General features: G+C 39.1%; 19 protein-coding genes. 1 reads left to right on the top strand and 18 read right to left on the bottom strand.

Annotated features, from left to right (window positions below):
* Positions 1 to 21: 21 nt before the first annotated feature.
* From BACCOP_RS12430 to map, 18 genes are all read right to left on the bottom strand, one after another.
* The gene (locus BACCOP_RS12430) at positions 22 to 774 is read right to left on the bottom strand and encodes a tetratricopeptide repeat protein (RefSeq protein ID WP_007569585.1); all 753 of its coding nucleotides are present in this window, start codon (positions 772 to 774) and stop codon (positions 22 to 24) included.
* A 26-nt stretch (positions 775 to 800) separates the two neighbouring features.
* A complete protein-coding gene (locus tag BACCOP_RS12425) occupies positions 801 to 2,630 on the bottom strand; it encodes a BatD family protein (protein WP_040312060.1) in 1,830 nt (609 codons plus the stop codon).
* A gap of 38 nt (positions 2,631 to 2,668) precedes the next feature.
* Positions 2,669 to 3,367 (bottom strand): tetratricopeptide repeat protein, encoded by a 699-nt coding sequence (locus BACCOP_RS12420; RefSeq protein WP_007569582.1) that lies wholly within the window; start codon positions 3,365 to 3,367, stop codon positions 2,669 to 2,671.
* Positions 3,368 to 3,371: 4 nt separating this feature from the next.
* Complete coding sequence (locus BACCOP_RS12415; protein ID WP_007569580.1) at positions 3,372 to 4,397, bottom strand: VWA domain-containing protein; 1,026 nt, start codon at positions 4,395 to 4,397, stop codon at positions 3,372 to 3,374.
* Positions 4,398 to 4,411: 14 nt separating this feature from the next.
* Positions 4,412 to 5,410: a vWA domain-containing protein gene (locus BACCOP_RS12410; RefSeq protein ID WP_007569578.1), complete on the bottom strand. Its 999-nt coding sequence runs from the start codon at positions 5,408 to 5,410 to the stop codon at positions 4,412 to 4,414.
* Positions 5,411 to 5,431: 21 nt separating this feature from the next.
* A complete protein-coding gene (locus tag BACCOP_RS12405) occupies positions 5,432 to 6,526 on the bottom strand; it encodes a BatD family protein (RefSeq protein ID WP_007569573.1) in 1,095 nt (364 codons plus the stop codon).
* A gap of 7 nt (positions 6,527 to 6,533) precedes the next feature.
* Positions 6,534 to 7,403 carry a DUF58 domain-containing protein gene (locus tag BACCOP_RS12400; protein WP_007569565.1) on the bottom strand — a complete coding sequence of 290 codons (870 nt, stop codon included), beginning with the start codon at positions 7,401 to 7,403 and terminating at the stop codon, positions 6,534 to 6,536.
* A gap of 148 nt (positions 7,404 to 7,551) precedes the next feature.
* Entirely contained in the window at positions 7,552 to 8,547 is a 996-nt protein-coding gene (locus tag BACCOP_RS12395) for an AAA family ATPase (RefSeq protein WP_007569562.1), read from the bottom strand.
* Between the two features lie 186 nt (positions 8,548 to 8,733).
* Entirely contained in the window at positions 8,734 to 9,849 is a 1,116-nt protein-coding gene (locus tag BACCOP_RS12390) for an HU family DNA-binding protein (protein ID WP_007569560.1), read from the bottom strand.
* Entirely contained in the window at positions 9,842 to 10,132 is a 291-nt protein-coding gene (locus BACCOP_RS12385) for an HU family DNA-binding protein (protein WP_007569556.1), read from the bottom strand. Before BACCOP_RS12385 ends, BACCOP_RS12390 begins: the two co-directional genes overlap by 8 nt.
* A gap of 24 nt (positions 10,133 to 10,156) precedes the next feature.
* Entirely contained in the window at positions 10,157 to 11,455 is a 1,299-nt protein-coding gene (rimO, locus tag BACCOP_RS12380; protein WP_007569555.1) for a 30S ribosomal protein S12 methylthiotransferase RimO, read from the bottom strand.
* A complete protein-coding gene (ftsY, locus tag BACCOP_RS12375) occupies positions 11,452 to 12,414 on the bottom strand; it encodes a signal recognition particle-docking protein FtsY (protein WP_007569554.1) in 963 nt (320 codons plus the stop codon). The genes rimO and ftsY overlap by 4 nt, the downstream gene beginning before the upstream one ends.
* A gap of 197 nt (positions 12,415 to 12,611) precedes the next feature.
* Positions 12,612 to 12,767 carry a DUF4295 domain-containing protein gene (locus BACCOP_RS19950; protein ID WP_007558249.1) on the bottom strand — a complete coding sequence of 52 codons (156 nt, stop codon included), beginning with the start codon at positions 12,765 to 12,767 and terminating at the stop codon, positions 12,612 to 12,614.
* Positions 12,768 to 12,776: 9 nt separating this feature from the next.
* A complete protein-coding gene (rpmG, locus tag BACCOP_RS12370) occupies positions 12,777 to 12,965 on the bottom strand; it encodes a 50S ribosomal protein L33 (RefSeq protein WP_007569553.1) in 189 nt (62 codons plus the stop codon).
* A gap of 19 nt (positions 12,966 to 12,984) precedes the next feature.
* Positions 12,985 to 13,245: a 50S ribosomal protein L28 gene (rpmB, locus tag BACCOP_RS12365; protein ID WP_007569552.1), complete on the bottom strand. Its 261-nt coding sequence runs from the start codon at positions 13,243 to 13,245 to the stop codon at positions 12,985 to 12,987.
* Between the two features lie 106 nt (positions 13,246 to 13,351).
* The gene (locus BACCOP_RS12360) at positions 13,352 to 13,849 is read right to left on the bottom strand and encodes a CinA family protein (RefSeq protein ID WP_007569550.1); all 498 of its coding nucleotides are present in this window, start codon (positions 13,847 to 13,849) and stop codon (positions 13,352 to 13,354) included.
* Positions 13,850 to 13,869: 20 nt separating this feature from the next.
* Positions 13,870 to 14,892 (bottom strand): tRNA (adenosine(37)-N6)-threonylcarbamoyltransferase complex transferase subunit TsaD, encoded by a 1,023-nt coding sequence (gene tsaD / locus BACCOP_RS12355; protein WP_007569548.1) that lies wholly within the window; start codon positions 14,890 to 14,892, stop codon positions 13,870 to 13,872.
* A 15-nt stretch (positions 14,893 to 14,907) separates the two neighbouring features.
* Positions 14,908 to 15,762, bottom strand: coding sequence for a type I methionyl aminopeptidase (map, locus tag BACCOP_RS12350; protein ID WP_007569546.1), 855 nt, complete (start codon positions 15,760 to 15,762; stop codon positions 14,908 to 14,910).
* Positions 15,763 to 16,002: 240 nt separating this feature from the next.
* Between map and BACCOP_RS12345 the strand changes: the two genes are divergently transcribed.
* Complete coding sequence (locus BACCOP_RS12345) at positions 16,003 to 16,221, top strand: winged helix-turn-helix domain-containing protein (protein ID WP_007569544.1); 219 nt, start codon at positions 16,003 to 16,005, stop codon at positions 16,219 to 16,221.
* The last annotated feature ends 69 nt before the right edge of the window (positions 16,222 to 16,290 follow it).

Raw genomic sequence — 16,290 nt, 5'->3', positions numbered from 1 at the left:
ATCTGTTATTACAGAAAATAATCAGATAACTTCTATTGCCGAAACAGGAAGCCATCCTTTTTTTCCATCTTCCAGACGGATTTCTTTCCATCCTTTCATGGAATTGTCTTCTATATATACCTTAGTACCTTCATGCAGTACAAACAGGTCTGTTCCACTCTCGTTAGGAGTACTTTTAACTGTAATACTTGGCGACATAACGATAGCTCCTGTACGGTTCAGCAATTCATCTTTCTGTTCGCTTGCGAAGAAGTTTGCACATACAGCTACGACTAAAAATATGATAGCTGCAATGAAGCCTATCTTCTTGAATACAATTCTATTACCAAATATATACAGTGCCAGTCCAGCCAAAAGGAGAAGAAACGCTATGATAGCAGTTACCCCCCATCCGCTTTCACTCATGCAGTTAGTCAGCGATTTTACCCATGTCACAATAAAAACTTCACTTGTAGGAGTAACCTGATCAACTGTTTTACTTCTTGCCATTTCCAGATTGAAACGAATATCTGCATCTCCTGGATTCATCAGTAGCGCACGTTCATAGTTTAATACGGCCTTAGCGATATTTTTATTCTTATAATAACTGTTTCCCAAATTATAATAAATATCAGCCGACTCACCTTCTGAAGCCAAAATAGCTTCATATTTTTCTATCGCATCCGCAAACTTATTTTCCTGATAATCTTTGTCTGCTTCAGCCTTTGTAACAGAGGCAGAAGCAAACTGAAAGAGTCCGATCAGGAATGCTATTATTATAGATAGTCTTTTCATATCAATTTTTGTTGTTCGGTCTGTTGTTAATGTTTGATACTATTCTCCATTTTACTGATAGCTTCTACCGATGTAGTATAAACTTTATCCATTGCTTCGTTTTCATCTCCCGGAGCATAACGAGCAAATTCACATTCATTCAAGGCATTGATAAAGTCTTTTATTACATCATCAGCAACTCCGTATTTCGCCAGCTCGGCTTCTATATTATCTTTCGAAAGTTGTGAAACCGGAATACTCAGCTTGTCACTGATATATCCCCACAAAGCTTTCAACACTTCATCATAGAACTCATTTTTACGATTTTCTGCCAATAGTTTTCCGGCAAGCTTCATTCTCTTGGTTGCCACTTTATTTGCTTTCTTGGTCTTTACTTTAGCCACATTTGCATTTTCGGCCGCCTGCTTACGGAAAAATACCACCAGTCCCACGAACAAAACAAATGGTATGATATACCATAAATAGTAACTGATTGTTCCGAAGAAGACATCACCCTTTGGCATAAGCTTCGTATCGCCCAACTTTATAAATCGGATATCTTGGCCCAATACCTTTACATTTTCCTTGTTCGTAAAGTCTGCAATTACCTGATCGGCATTTCCTTTACCTTTTGCTACATTAATATTGTAAGCCTCAGTTTTCAGCGTTTTATACGAATTTGTCTTTAAATCGAAATATGTAAACTCAACAGGCGGAATCGTAAAGTTTCCAGCATGACGTGGAATGGCCAGATATTCTATTGTCTGACTGCCGGTAAGCCCGCTTCGTGATACATCGAAATTATTTGTTACCTTAGGATCGTAAACTTCAAAGTCTTCAGGGAATTTCACTTCCGGAGTACTTATCAGTTTCATATTTCCTGATCCGTTGATAGTCAGTTTAATAGTAACAGCATCATTCGTCTTTACATCTTTTGCATTGATAGAAGACGAAAGAGTAAATTCACCTACACCTCCTGAGAAGTTTTCAGGCTTTGCCGGAAGAGGCTGCACGTTTATAGTCAGTTTAGGAGTTACAATTTTCTTCTTCACTTCCCGATAACCACCTCCGTTGAAGAAAGCATCAAACGGATCATCTGAAATTGTCTGTACAGCTACAACTCCTTCGAAAGTTATTGAAGGTATCTCCAACTTACCTGTCTGCTGTGGGAACAATATATACTGACTCCAGACTGTCGTGTTATAGTTACGTCCTTTATAGTGTTCCAATGAGAAAGTCTTTTGCTGAGGCAATTCTATTTCTTGCGTATGGAACCCTTTCAAGTCCGGCATTTTACCAAACAGCTGACGAAGATTTACAAGCGTATATACTTTATAAGTCAGCAAGATAACTTCCTGTTCGTGTACAGTGGTCTTGCTGGCAGTTGCTGTAATAAACAAATCATTGTTAGTTATACGTCCGCTCGCAACTTGACTTGCACTCTGAGAAGAACTTCCCTGGCTGCTTTTAGCATTTCCAGCCGACTGATCGGGAGGAAGGACCTTTATAGTTATGGCATTAGAAAATATCTTCTCACCTTCGGCTTCGATACTGGCTGCCGGTATCGTGTAAGTTCCCGCATCACCTGCCATCAATATATAAGTATACGTAATAGAACTGCTTGAAGATACCTTGCCATTAATAATTTGCGTACTACTCTGCTGAGAACGGCTCGGCCCCATCAGCACATCAAACCCTTTTGTTATAGAAGGAGCGCGAAAATCCTTCACTTTTTGTGTGTTGACCGTAAATGTCAAGCGAAATTGATCCCCGCTTACTACCACATCGGGAGCTTCAGCCGTCAAAGTCGCTTTTTTATCTGCCCATGCATATACTGTAGTAAGAATCAACAGTAGAAAGAAAGTAAATTTCCTCATCATTTCCTTATTTCGTTTATATAATTATTCACCTAAAATTACCAGTCTTTTTCCAATTTACGTCCTTGAACCTGAACAGCTTTCTTCACCTTGTCCTGTACGTTCTTTTCGTCCTGCATGGCAGCTTTCAACAGTTGTTCCGCATTTTCTTTCGACATTTGGTTTTCATTCTGCTGCTGTTGCTGGTTGTTCTGCTGTTGGTCTTTCTTATCTTGTTCCTGCTGGTCTTTATTCTGTTGTTGTTCGTCTTTTTTCTGATCTTGCTTCTGATCCTTTTCCTGATTCTGATCTTGCTGCTGTTGCTGGTCTTTCAGCTGCTTTTGAGCAAGTGCCAGATTATATCGGGTTTCATCATCTTTCGGATTATTCCTCAGAGCCTGTTTATATGCTTCGATACATTGAGGCAACTGCTTCGAAGATTGCAGAATCACTCCCATATTATGATAAATCTGAGCCAGTTTAGCCTTGTCTTTCTCTACACGCGATGCTGCTTCAAACTGTTCCATAGCTTCCTTTGCCTTCTGCTGCATCAAGAGAGCATTTCCCAGATTGTACATCGCATCCGTAGACTTCGGTTCAAGCTCCAGTGCTTTACGATAATCGACTTCCGCTTTTACAAAAGTGCTGTCTTTATATAGCTTATTTCCACTGCGCAAATAGTCACGTTCTGTTTTCTGTCCGTAAACTGCAACAGAAACAAACATGAGTCCCAGCATCATATATTTTTTCCGCAACATAAAATCAATTCTGTTTAAAGAGTTTTATATTCTTGAATAGTGGATTCTTACGCTCCAGCAACATTAAATCTGCTGCAAGCAAAATCAAGGCGAGCCATGCCAATACCTGGAACTGCTCATCAAACTCTGTAAAGACCTGAGTCTCCACATCAGCCTTAGCCAATTTGCTTATTTCTGCGTTCAATGCCCGTTCTGCATTATTTGTATTATCTACCCGAACATAGATGCCATTACCTGCTTTTGCTATCTCCTGACACATCTGTTCATTCAAGCGGGTTACGATAACATTGCCATCCTTATCTCTACGGAACTCATTCGTTCCTTCTGCCGGAATGGGCGCTCCATCAGGAGAACCAACTCCCAACACAAATACGCGAACACCTTTCTTGGCAGCTTCCTGCGCTGCTTCGACAGCTCCACCTTCATGGTTTTCTCCATCAGTTATAAGTACAATGGCACGACCGACTCCCTCATTTGGAGTAAAACTTTTCATAGCCAGATTAATGGCTCCGGCGATATCAGTTCCTTGTGTTGAGATAAGTGAAGGATTAATGGTTTCCAAAAACATTTTGGCAGAAATATAATCGCTTGTGATAGGCAACTGGGTAAAAGCCTCTCCCGCAAACACAATCATGGCAACTTTATCATTATTGAAAGTTTCCACCAAACGGGAAATTAATTTCTTCGATTTTTCCAGACGGCTGGGAGTAACATCCTGAGCCAGCATAGAATTGGATATATCAAGTGCTACAACAGTTTCAACTCCCTGACGTTTTACAGTTTCCATTTTTGATCCGAACTGAGGACGGGCCAGCATAAAAATAACCATAGCCAGTGCAGCAAAAACGAGCCAGAACTTTACATCCGGACGGTATTTCGATACATCAGGCATAAGATGCGCCAACAACTCCGGATCACCATATTGGGCAATCTTTTTACGTCGGCGATAATTGGAATAGAGATATAGCCCTACCAATATCGGCAATATGATAAGTAGATATAAATAAACAGGTTCTCCAAATCGAAACATAATTATTCTTGAATTTAAGGTATTTTCTTTAATACTGTATTACGCAGCAAAATTTCCAATAAAATACAGAAGAAAGCAATCAAAGCAAAAGTAGCATAAGCTTCTTCCCGCTTACTGAATTCTTTGACGTTCAGTTTTGTTTTTTCCAGCTTATCTATTTCTCTGTAGACTTCCTCCAGTTTTGAATTGCTGGTAGCACGGAAATAATTTCCGTTTGTTGTTCCGGCAATTTGGGTCAGTGTTTGTTCGTCAATCTCTACTGGAACATTGACATACTGAACTCCTGCATAGGTCTGCATTGGATAAGGAGCTGTTCCGTTCGTACCCACTCCGATAGTATAAACACGGATACCAAACTGTTTAGCTATTTCAGCCGCAGTCAGTGGAGAAATATCTCCGCGGTTATTACTACCATCTGTCAGCAAAATGATGACTTTCGATTTAGCCTTACTGTCTTTCAGTCGGCTAATAGCATTGGCAAGTCCCATACCGATAGCAGTACCATCTTCTATCATTCCACGCTGAGCGATATCACCTTTGATACTATTAAATAAATTCAATAATACCCCATGATCTACCGTAAGCGGACATTGGGTAAATGCTTCTCCAGCAAAGACAGTCAGACCGATGTTATCATTTGGACGTCCATTTATAAATTCAGCAGCTACTTGTTTAGCAGCCTCCAAACGGTTGGGTTTCAAATCTTCAGCAAGCATACTGGTTGATACGTCCACTGCCAGCATGATATCGATACCTTCTATTTCTGTATTTTGCCAGTTATCAGTTGTCTGAGGACGCGCCAACACTAATACAATCATGACAAAGGCTACAATTCTCAAAACAAAAGGGGCATGAAGAAGATAAATCTTCCAGCTCTTCGGCGCATTCATATACATGCGGGTAGAAGATACCTGCATAGTAGGTTCTGTTTTCTTTCTACGCATGAAGTACCATACGATATATGGTATCAGCAGAAGCAACAAAAACAGATATTCCAGATTTGCAAAAATCATAGTTCTTACACAAGTTAAATGTTAAAAAAAGAGGTCGATTATGTGGCAAATAACCAAATACAGGCAAACTACAGCACCAATACTTACCACTGAAATACTGCATAGAAGCGCAATTCTACCTTGTTTTGAACGCTTCTCTTCTACCCTGATTTCTGTTGGTTCTTTCTTCACATTCGGATCTTCTTCCACTTTGGTTTGATTAATAAAATCAACGGCATTCACCAGATTCATGTCATTTTCATTCATCATAGGTGCATGCTTAGCAAATTTTACAAGATCGGCCGTCATAAACAGAGTCTTCAAGTCACTGATTGACTGTTGATCTTTTACTTCCAACAAATGTTCAATGATTTCCGAAGATGTCATTTCCAGCGCATTGAATCCAAAGCGATCTTTTATATATGTACGAAGTACCTCGGTCAACTCCGTATAATACAGTTTCGGATCTTCACGTCGCACTTGTTTGTCAGCCTTAATCTCCTCAATCTTCTTCATGGCAGCTTGATGAGGAGGTAATTTAGGTTCAATTTTAATAATCTTGATAATAGGCTTGTTATCGCGGTAACGAATGATAAAGAACACAGCTGCCGCACCCAATATCAGCATAGCAAGTGCTGAATAAACCAACGGAGCAAGATCATTCCAAGTTATAGGCACTTCCCGAATATCTTTTGGTCCAAAGAACTGATCCGGATGTAAAGTATCTACCGGAATCGAATAAACTTTCAACGCCAAAGCTTTCGAGCGGTATGCCTGATCGTTTACCAGAACCTCAAAAGGAGGAAGATAATACAATGCAGAGTCAAATGAAGTAATCGTATACTCTTGTGAGATCAGCCAGCGCTTATCATTATTCAGCAGCTGAGTATCAGGCTTTGCAACATCCAGAATTTCAACACCTGTAACCAATGTATCACGAAGTAACGGCAAACGCAACTTCTGATTAGCATCCATGCTTACCTGAAGTTTTATTTTTGCTTGCTCGCCGATAAGAAGCTGTAAAGAGTCGATGGTAGCTTCTACCGTAACTTGTGCTTTTACAGCTGGAGCTGCAATAAACAAAAGCAACGCACACCATAATGCCTTCACATATCTCTTGCTACTATTGTATTTCATAATTATTTTAGTTTCGTTTCGCAAATAAATTAAGCAATGCTTTCACATAATCCTGATCAGTACGTACCGATACAGCATCCACATTGCTATGAGTGAATATCTCATGAAGCTTTTGCTGACGAGATTTCCACCATTCGTGATGAGTTTTCCGTAAAGATTTTGATGAGGTATCAATCCATTGCTCGTGGCCAGTTTCAGCATCTCTTACTTTCATAAGACCTACATCCGGTAGCTCTTCCAAACGACGGTCGTATACCTGCAGAGCTACTACGTCATGTTTTCTGTTGGCAATCGTCAATGCATTCTGAAAATCACGGTCATCTATAAAGTCGCTCAACATGAATGCCGTACAACGTTTCTTCAAAACGTTTGTCAGATACTCAATGGCACACTGAATATTTGTACGTGTACTCTCCGGCTTAAAGTCCAGCAATTCACGAATGATATACAAAATGTGTTTACGTCCTTTTTTCGGAGGAATAAATTTCTCGATACGGTCTGAAAAGAAAATTACACCAATCTTATCATTATTCTGGATAGCCGAGAAAGCCAGGGTAGCCGCAATTTCCGCAACCATATTTTTCTTCAGCTGCTTCACTGTACCAAAATCCAAACTGTTCGAAACATCGACCAGCAACATGACAGTCAGTTCACGTTCTTCCTCGAAAACCTTTACGAATGGCTTGTCAAAGCGAGCGGTTACATTCCAGTCTATATCGCGCACATCATCGCCATACTGATATTCACGCACCTCGGAAAAGGCCATTCCCCTGCCCTTAAAAGCCGAGTGATACTGGCCGGCAAAAATATTGCTGGAAAGCCCTCGTGTCTTGATTTCTATCTGACGAACGCGTTTTAATAGTTCACTTGTTTCCATTCTATTTTCGGATTACGCTTTGTATTTCCAAAGCAAAATACACCAAATATTACATATCATTTACTTAATGATATGCTTTCTTCTCCAACCTGAGCAATCTGAATCCAAATTGCTCAGGCAAAGTATTCTTTATCGTTCCGATAAATGATTAGGGCACTTCTACTTTATTCAAGATCTTGCTTACAATCTCATCAGAAGTAACATTGGTAGCTTCGGCTTCATAAGTCAAGCCAATACGATGACGAAGCACGTCATGAGCAACAGCACGAACATCTTCCGGAATTACATATCCACGACGTTTGATAAAAGCATAGCTTCGTGCGGCCAGTGCCAGATTAATAGATGCACGAGGAGATCCTCCGAAACCTATCAGGCCTTTCAGATCCTTCAAATCATATTTCTCCGGATAACGAGTAGCAAATACAATGTCTGCAATATACTGCTCAATCTTTTCATCCAGATAAACCTGATGAACAACCTTACGAGCTTCCATGATATCTTCTGCCTTCAAAATTGGAGAAATCTTAATTTTATCACCTGATATATTCTGGCGAATAATCTTCTTTTCTTCTTCCAGCTTCGGATAGTCAATGATTACCTTCAACATGAAACGGTCCACCTGTGCTTCAGGCAATGGATAAGTACCTTCTTGTTCGATCGGGTTTTGAGTTGCCATTACCAAAAATGGTTCAGGCAAGCGGAAAGTTTCTTTACTTAATGTAACCTGACGTTCCTGCATAGCTTCCAGCAAAGCACTCTGTACTTTCGCAGGAGCACGGTTAATTTCATCAGCAAGAACAAAATTTGCAAAAATAGGACCTTTGTTTGTAACGAACTGCTCATCTCGCTGGCTATATATCATTGTACCCAACACATCGGCAGGAAGCAAGTCTGGGGTAAACTGAATACGACTGTATTTAGAGTCGATTAACGATGCCAGTGTTTTGATTGCCAATGTTTTTGCCAATCCAGGAACACCTTCCAGCAAAATATGTCCGTCGGCCAATAAACCGATTAATAATGATTCAACCAAATGTTTTTGACCAACAATCACCTGATCCATACCAGCCATCAGGTTGGTCACGAATGCACTCTGGCGTTCAATGCGCTCGTTTAATTCACGAATGTCAATAGCTTCAGCCATAATTTCTTTATTTTTATGTTTTCAAATATACATTTTAACTACCGGTCAACTGACCTTTTTTATCGAAGCCAAAAGTACGGCATTATATTAACAGAAGCAACTAATTTTTATTAAAAAAACTAGTTGCTTCTATCGTTTAAGTCTTATTGGATTAAAGATATTTAAATAATATCGAAACGTATGCCGTTATTTCTTATCAGCCTTAGGTGACAATTCCGGTATTTTAATCGTAGTTCCAACAGGAACCACATCTGCATTTTTAATTATATCTTTATTATGTTGTACCAAATAGGGCCATAATTTTTTATTTCCATAAAATTTGAATGCGACACGCACCAGACTTTCTCCCGGTCTGATGGTATAAGTGGTTTTTGTACCTGTAATAGCATACTCAACCGTATCTGCCAAGGTTTCCCGTTTCACAACTGGAGTGATTGTTTTTTCTGGTGTCGGACTCATTGCTACAGATTCACGCACAGTGTCTTCCTTTGCATGTAGAATCTGTTGAGTTTGAATTACCGAATTCTTCTGGATTGGTTTACGAACAATAGTATCTTGTTTCAAGTCAGAGGCCTGCTTCTCCATAAGAATCCCAACTACAGATTCAGGAATATACCTTCTTCCTGAAAACATACTCCATACGACAATACCTCCTAAAATAACTCCAGCCAACAAAACTGTAGCCAACATGCACCATGGTAAACGAAATATATTCTTTCGAACAGGTTCCTCCTTAATCTCCGGAAGTTCATTTTGAGGCATTTGCATAACATTTTCCGAAACATCTTCCTGCTTATCAGATTTTTCTTCTACAGCAACAGCTTCCACTGCTACTTCGGGAGATGTTTGTGTGCTACCCTCTAAACAAGAATGAGATGCTTCTTCAGCTTCTACAAAAGCTGTTTCAACAGTTTCTTCCTCTTGCCCTTCAGTATCATCTTCCAACTCAGAAGTTTCCTCTAAATCATCAAAATGAGTATTTTCATTAAGCAAAACTGTTTCAAAATGACTAAAAGGCTTGTTTACGGTCTCCCTCATCGTTGAATCTGGAGTAAACGAAATACGTGAGTGTTCTCGTATTTCAATCCTCTCCCCCGTATTTATGTCGATACTTTCACGGGCATCAACCTCTATCAGCTTAAAAGTCCCCAGTCCCTTAATCTTTACATATTTATCAGATATTACAGATTCTTCGACAAGAGCAAAAAGAGTCCTTACAAATGCTTCTGCATCTGCCGGATTCATTTCATGGCGTTGCGCTAGCAAATCAGCCAAGTCCTGCTGTGTGAATTTATCACTCATTATCGAAGATTTTCTTTAATCGTTCTTTCCAGAGATTACTAGGTCTGAAATTCAAAATCAATTTAGGAGGAACAAGGAAGCGTTGTTTAGTAACAGGATTTACAGTAATTCGCTCCATTTTCTTCTTGACTTCAAATGTTCCAAAGTCCTGAATAGCGATTACTTTCCCTTCTTGTAACTCTTCACCCATTATTCCGGTAACTGATGTCAGCAACCGTGCCGCATCCTTGTTGGTATATCCCAAGCGGCGTGACAATTCGCCTATCAACTCTTTATTGTTCATGTCTTCCGCTTAATTATTTAAAAGCTATACTAACGTTGCATATAAATCAAAATCGTCTGCATCATAAACCTTCACCTGATGGAATGATCCTGTACGAAGCATTCTGCCTTCATCTTTGATCAAGACTTCCGGATCCACTTCAGGCGAATCAAACTCTGTACGGCCAATGTAATAATCACCTTCCTTGCGATCAATGATTACTTTAAATTCCTTTCCAATTTTATTATGGCTCAATTCATTTGATATTTCCTGCTGTATTTCCATCAGTTCATCCAGACGCTTCTGTTTCACGTCTTGTGGAATATCATCTTTATAATGTTTCGCAGAGTAAGTTCCTTCTTCTTCCGAATAGGCAAATGCTCCCATACGATCAAAACGTGCCTTACGGACAAACTCTTTAAGCTCCTCAAAATCCTGATCTGTTTCTCCCGGATGGCCTACCATCAACGTTGTGCGCAGATGAATTCCCGGAACCTCTTTACGAAACTCCTCTATCAACTGATATGTTTCCTCTTTTGTTACGTGACGACGCATCTTCGACAGCATATTATCACTGATATGCTGTAAGGCAATATCCATGTATTTGCACACATTATCATGTTCACGCATCACACGGAACAGTTCTTTTGGGAAATGTGCAGGATAAGCATAATGCAAACGTATCCATTTCACACCTGGAATTTCAGCCATACGTTCTATGAGTTCCGGAAGCATTTGCTTTTTATACAGATCAACGCCATAGTAGGTTAATTCCTGAGCGATAACCTGAAACTCTTTTACGCCCTCTGAAACGAGCAAACGTACCTCGTCCAATATTTCCTCCATAGGACGGGATACATGCTTTCCTGTTATAATAGGAATCGCACAATATGAACATTTACGGTCACAGCCTTCTGATATTTTCAAATAGGCATAATGCTTAGGTGTTGTCAGATGACGCTCTATAGCAAAATCTGAATGATATGTCTTACCTAAATCTGCCAATAGTTCATTCCAGTTAAACTTACCATAGAATTTATCTACTTGAGGAATTTCTACCTGCAGTTCTTTCAAGTACCGCTCCGAAAGACATCCCATCACATAAAGCTTCTTCAAACGTCCTTCTTCCTTAGCCTGGCAGAACTCAAGAATCATATTTATTGACTCCTCCTTAGCATCACCTATGAATCCGCACGTATTTATGACTGCAATTTCCCCTTGAGGATTTTCACTGTCATGAGTAACTTTATATCCATTGGCTTCAAGCTGTTTCATCAGCTTCTCCGAATCAACAAGATTCTTGGAGCACCCTAGCGTAATAATGTCTATTGTATTTTTTCTCATTTGTTAGCTGTACCAAACAATGAATCAACAAATTCTCGGCGACGGAAGATCTGTAAATCTTCTATACCTTCGCCCAAACCAATATATTTAACAGGTATCTTAAACTGATCAGAGATACCAATTACAACTCCTCCCTTCGCTGTACCGTCAAGCTTTGTTATCGCCATTGCATTCACCTCTGTTGCCAGTGTAAACTGCTTGGCTTGTTCAAAAGCATTCTGTCCTGTAGAACCATCCAGCACCAACAATATTTCATGCGGAGCATCTGGAACAACTTTCTGCATTACATTTTTAATCTTAGTCAGCTCGTTCATCAGGCCTATTTTATTATGCAAACGTCCGGCTGTATCAATAATAACCACATCGGCATTATTGGCAACAGCAGAGCTTAAAGTATCAAAAGCAACAGAAGCAGGATCAGATCCCATTTTTTGTTTTATAACAGGAACTCCTACACGCTCTCCCCAAATCACCAACTGTTCTACGGCAGCGGCACGGAAAGTATCGGCAGCACCCAGATAAACAGACTTCCCTGCTTTTTTAAACTGATAAGCCAGTTTACCGATGGTGGTAGTCTTTCCTACTCCATTCACTCCGACTACCATTATCACGTAAGGCTTTTTCCCTTCGGGAACAGTAAATTCTTCTGAATCGACCGTATTGTTTTCAGTAAGCAGAGCAGCAATTTCTTCACGCAAAATATTATTAAGCTCTTGCGTATTTACATATTTATCTTGAGCAACTCTTTTTTCGATGCGTTTAATAATCTTCAGTGTTGTTTCCACTCCAACATCAGAAGTTATCAGAACCTCTTCCAGATTATCCAACACTTCATCGTCCACTTTAGACTTTCCGGCGACAGCACGAGCTATCTTACCAAAAACACTTTCTTTTGTTTTGGATAAACCTTTGTCCAAAGTTTCCTTCTTTTCCTTCGAAAAAAAACTAAAAAATCCCATACGGCTTATGTTTATTATCTATTTATGATACAAAGATATAACTATTCTTGTTCACTCACAAATAAATATTACATCATTATTTACGACACCAGATCCTGTAAAGCATATTATCCACCCTCACAAGAGAATAGAAACAATAAAAAAAGTCCCCTTTGTCTTCCGACAAAAGGAACTTTTTTATCTATCAGAAAATAATATTATTTCTTAAAGAAGTCCTGAACTTTTTCGTTAGGAACCATTTGTTCATCAAAAACATAAGCACCAGTCTTAGGTGACTTAACCATTTTGATAACCTTAGTATAAGAACGTCCTTCTTTACCTGTCTGAAGGGTTGCGACTGTTTTCTTTGCCATGGTTTCTTATTATTTAATTTCTTTATGTACTGTTACTCTTTTCAAAATAGGATTGTACTTTTTCAATTCCAATCTTTCAGCGGTATTTTTTCTGTTTTTTGTAGTAATATAACGAGAAGTTCCCGGCATACCGCTATCCTTCATTTCTGTGCATTCAAGGATTACCTGTACTCTATTACCCTTAGCTTTCTTAGCCATAGTCTTTCTCTCCTTTTAATTAACCAATAATTTTGATAGTTTTCCAATCACAGTAACCTTTAGCAACAGCTTCATTCAGCGCAGCGTCCAGGCCTTTTTTGTTAATAACTCGCAAGCCGTTAGCACAGATATTCAGGCTAATCCAGCAATCCTGTTCTACATAGTAGAATTTCTTAGTAAACAAGTTCACATCGAAAGTTCTTTTAGTTCTTCTCTTTGAGTGTGAAACATTGTTGCCAATCATGGCTTTTTTTCCGGTAATTTGACAAATTTTCGACATTTCTATCTAGTTTTTATAGTTTTATTCCTATTTCTCTCAAACGGAGTGCAAAATAAGTGATTTTATTTTATATACACAAGCTTTTCTGTAACTAATTATCGTTTCATCACTCATTTTCTTGATTTTGGCAGAGTTCAAGCAATAATTGCAGGGCTTTTTTAGTTGCAGCCTGTATATTTTTCTCTCTTCCCTCATCCTCTGTCAACTTTGCAGTAATTACTTTTTCGCTATTACCTGCAGCAATCCAGATTGTACCGACCGGTTTTTCTGGGGTTCCTCCTGCCGGACCAGCTATACCTGATGTAGCCATTGCGTAATCAACTTCAAGTGTCTGCATTGCGCCTTTTACCATTTCTATAACAGTTTCTTCACTTACAGCTCCACATTGTTCCAAAGTTTCAGCTTTTACATGAAGTAAATCCTGCTTTACTTTATTGTCATAAGCAACAATTCCCCCTTTATAAAAACGAGAACTTCCAGGAATAGCTGTTATTATTGCAGCTACATTTCCTGCGGTACAACTTTCTGCTGTAGCCAATGTAAAACCTTCCCGCCAAAATATTTCACTAATTTCCTTGCTTAGTGTTTTAGTTTCTACTGACATAATAATTTCTTTGATTAATGTTACTTAATTGTAACCCGTGAATATGCGGGTTTGTCTATTGTGCAAAAATCCTTGTCCAAAAACTTATAATATCCAGTAATGGCAATCATAGCAGCATTGTCTGTCGTATAACCAAACTTAGGAATATATATCTTCCATCCATATTTTGCCGCATGCTCGCGGTAAGCATTACGCAAACCGTTGTTTGCTGATACTCCTCCCGCCACAGCCACTTCATTTACACCTGTATCTTTTACCACTTTACGCAGTTTATCCATAAGGATATCTACAATCGTTTTTTCCAGCGAAGCAGCCAAATCTGTTTTATGATGCTCTATAAAATCAGGATCCTCTTTTAACCAATCGCGTAATGAATAAAGGAATGATGTTTTCAATCCGCTAAAGCTGTAATCATACCCTGGAATATGAGGTTTGCTAAAAGTATATGCAAGAGGATTTCCCTGTCGCGCCAGCTTATCAATAATAGGACCACCCGGATACCCCAATCCCATTACTTTAGAGCATTTATCAATTGCTTCACCCGCAGCATCATCAATAGTCTGCCCCAAAACCTGCATATCGTTGTACGCATTCACACGGATAATCTGCGAATTTCCACCGGAAACCAATAAGCAAATAAAAGGGAATTTGGGTTGATCAGCATCTTCTTCTGATTCTTTAATGAAATGAGCTAACACATGTCCTTGCAGATGATTAACATCAATCATCGGAATATTTAAAGAGCGCGCCAAACCTTTTGCGAACGACACACCTACCAGCAAAGACCCCATCAATCCTGGACCACGAGTAAAAGCAATAGCACTAAGCTGCTCCTTTGTTACACCAGCACGCTTTAAAGCTTCATGCACTACCGGCACAATATTTTGCTGATGGGCACGGGAAGCAAGTTCAGGAACTACTCCTCCATAAGATTCATGTACAGCCTGACTCGCTATAACACTCGACAACAAAACGCCATTTTTTATGACAGCAGCCGAAGTATCATCACAAGAAGACTCTATACCTAATATAATAGTATCCATAATATATATTCATTATTAATATGTCAATATTTCCAGACCATTGTCGGTCATAACAAACGTATGTTCCCACTGCGCAGAAGGCAATTCATCTTCAGTCACTACCGTCCATCCGTCTTCTTCATCTATAAAAACTTCCCATGTACCCATATTAATCATAGGTTCGATAGTGAAAACCATACCTGGAACCAGCAACATACCTGTTTCTTTTCTTCCATAATGCAATACATCCGGCTCTTCATGAAACTCAACACCAGTTCCATGTCCACACAAATCGCGAACTACAGAAAATCCGTTCTTTTTAGCATGTTTTTCTATTGCATTTCCAATATCTCCGACAAAAGAAAAAGGTTGCGCAGCATTTATGCCTATTTCCAAACACTCTTTAGCAACACGAACTAGTTTTTCTTTCTCCGGAGTAGTCTTACCTATAATAAACATGCGAGATGCATCTGCGTAATATCCGTTTAAAATAGTAGTAACATCTACATTGACAATATCCCCTTCTTCCAAAATCTCTTCTTCCGAAGGTATACCGTGACATACGACTTCATTTACAGAGGTACACACACTTTTCGGGAATCCTTCATAGTTCAGAGGAGCAGGTATTCCTCCATGGCTTACAGTATAATCATATACTATCTTATCTATTTCGGCGGTACTCATTCCTTCACGAATCACCTCTGCCACTTTATCCAATACTGCCGTATTCAGCATACCGCTCCTGCGAATACCTTCTATCTGTTCAGGAGTTTTAATCAATTTGCGGGTAGGAACCTCATGGCCTTTATTCTGATAATAAAGCACTTTTTTGTCCAACTCGGTCAATTCCACCCCTTTAGGGACCACCCAATTTACCTTATTCCTCCTCATAATTTTTATCTTTCTTTTTTACGTTTTGCAAAGTTAACAGAAAAAAAATAGAAAATCCGATTAATCAAACAAAAAAATACCACTCTACAGAAGCAAAAAACATTCAGAGTATAATTAAAGTTAAAAACCGAACATTTTGAAAACAATTCATCAAAAAGACATACAATATCCTCGGAATTAGCTTATTTTTGCTACAGACCATTTTAAAAACCTAATATAAACCATTTAAATCACAACCACATGAACAAAACGCAAATTGGCGAAAACGCAGGCATTGTTTGGAACATATTAAAGGACAATAAGCACTGGGAATATGAACAATTAAAAGAAATTTCCGGCTTGTCGGATAGAGAGTTGAATGCAGCCATAGGCTGGTTGGCAAGAGAAGATAAAATTGATTTTGACATGAATCAAGAAGGCGATTGCATATTTCTGACCGTTAATGTATTCATCGGTTAAAATTCAATTTGGATTCATAAAAACAACAGGTTGCATCTTTTTTATATATAGATGCAACCTGTTGTTCTT

The organism is Phocaeicola coprocola DSM 17136 (genome assembly GCF_000154845.1).
GTDB classification, from domain to species: domain Bacteria; phylum Bacteroidota; class Bacteroidia; order Bacteroidales; family Bacteroidaceae; genus Phocaeicola; species Phocaeicola coprocola.
The sequence above is the reverse complement of the archived record's forward strand: the minus strand, read 5'-3'. Positions and strand labels throughout refer to the sequence as shown.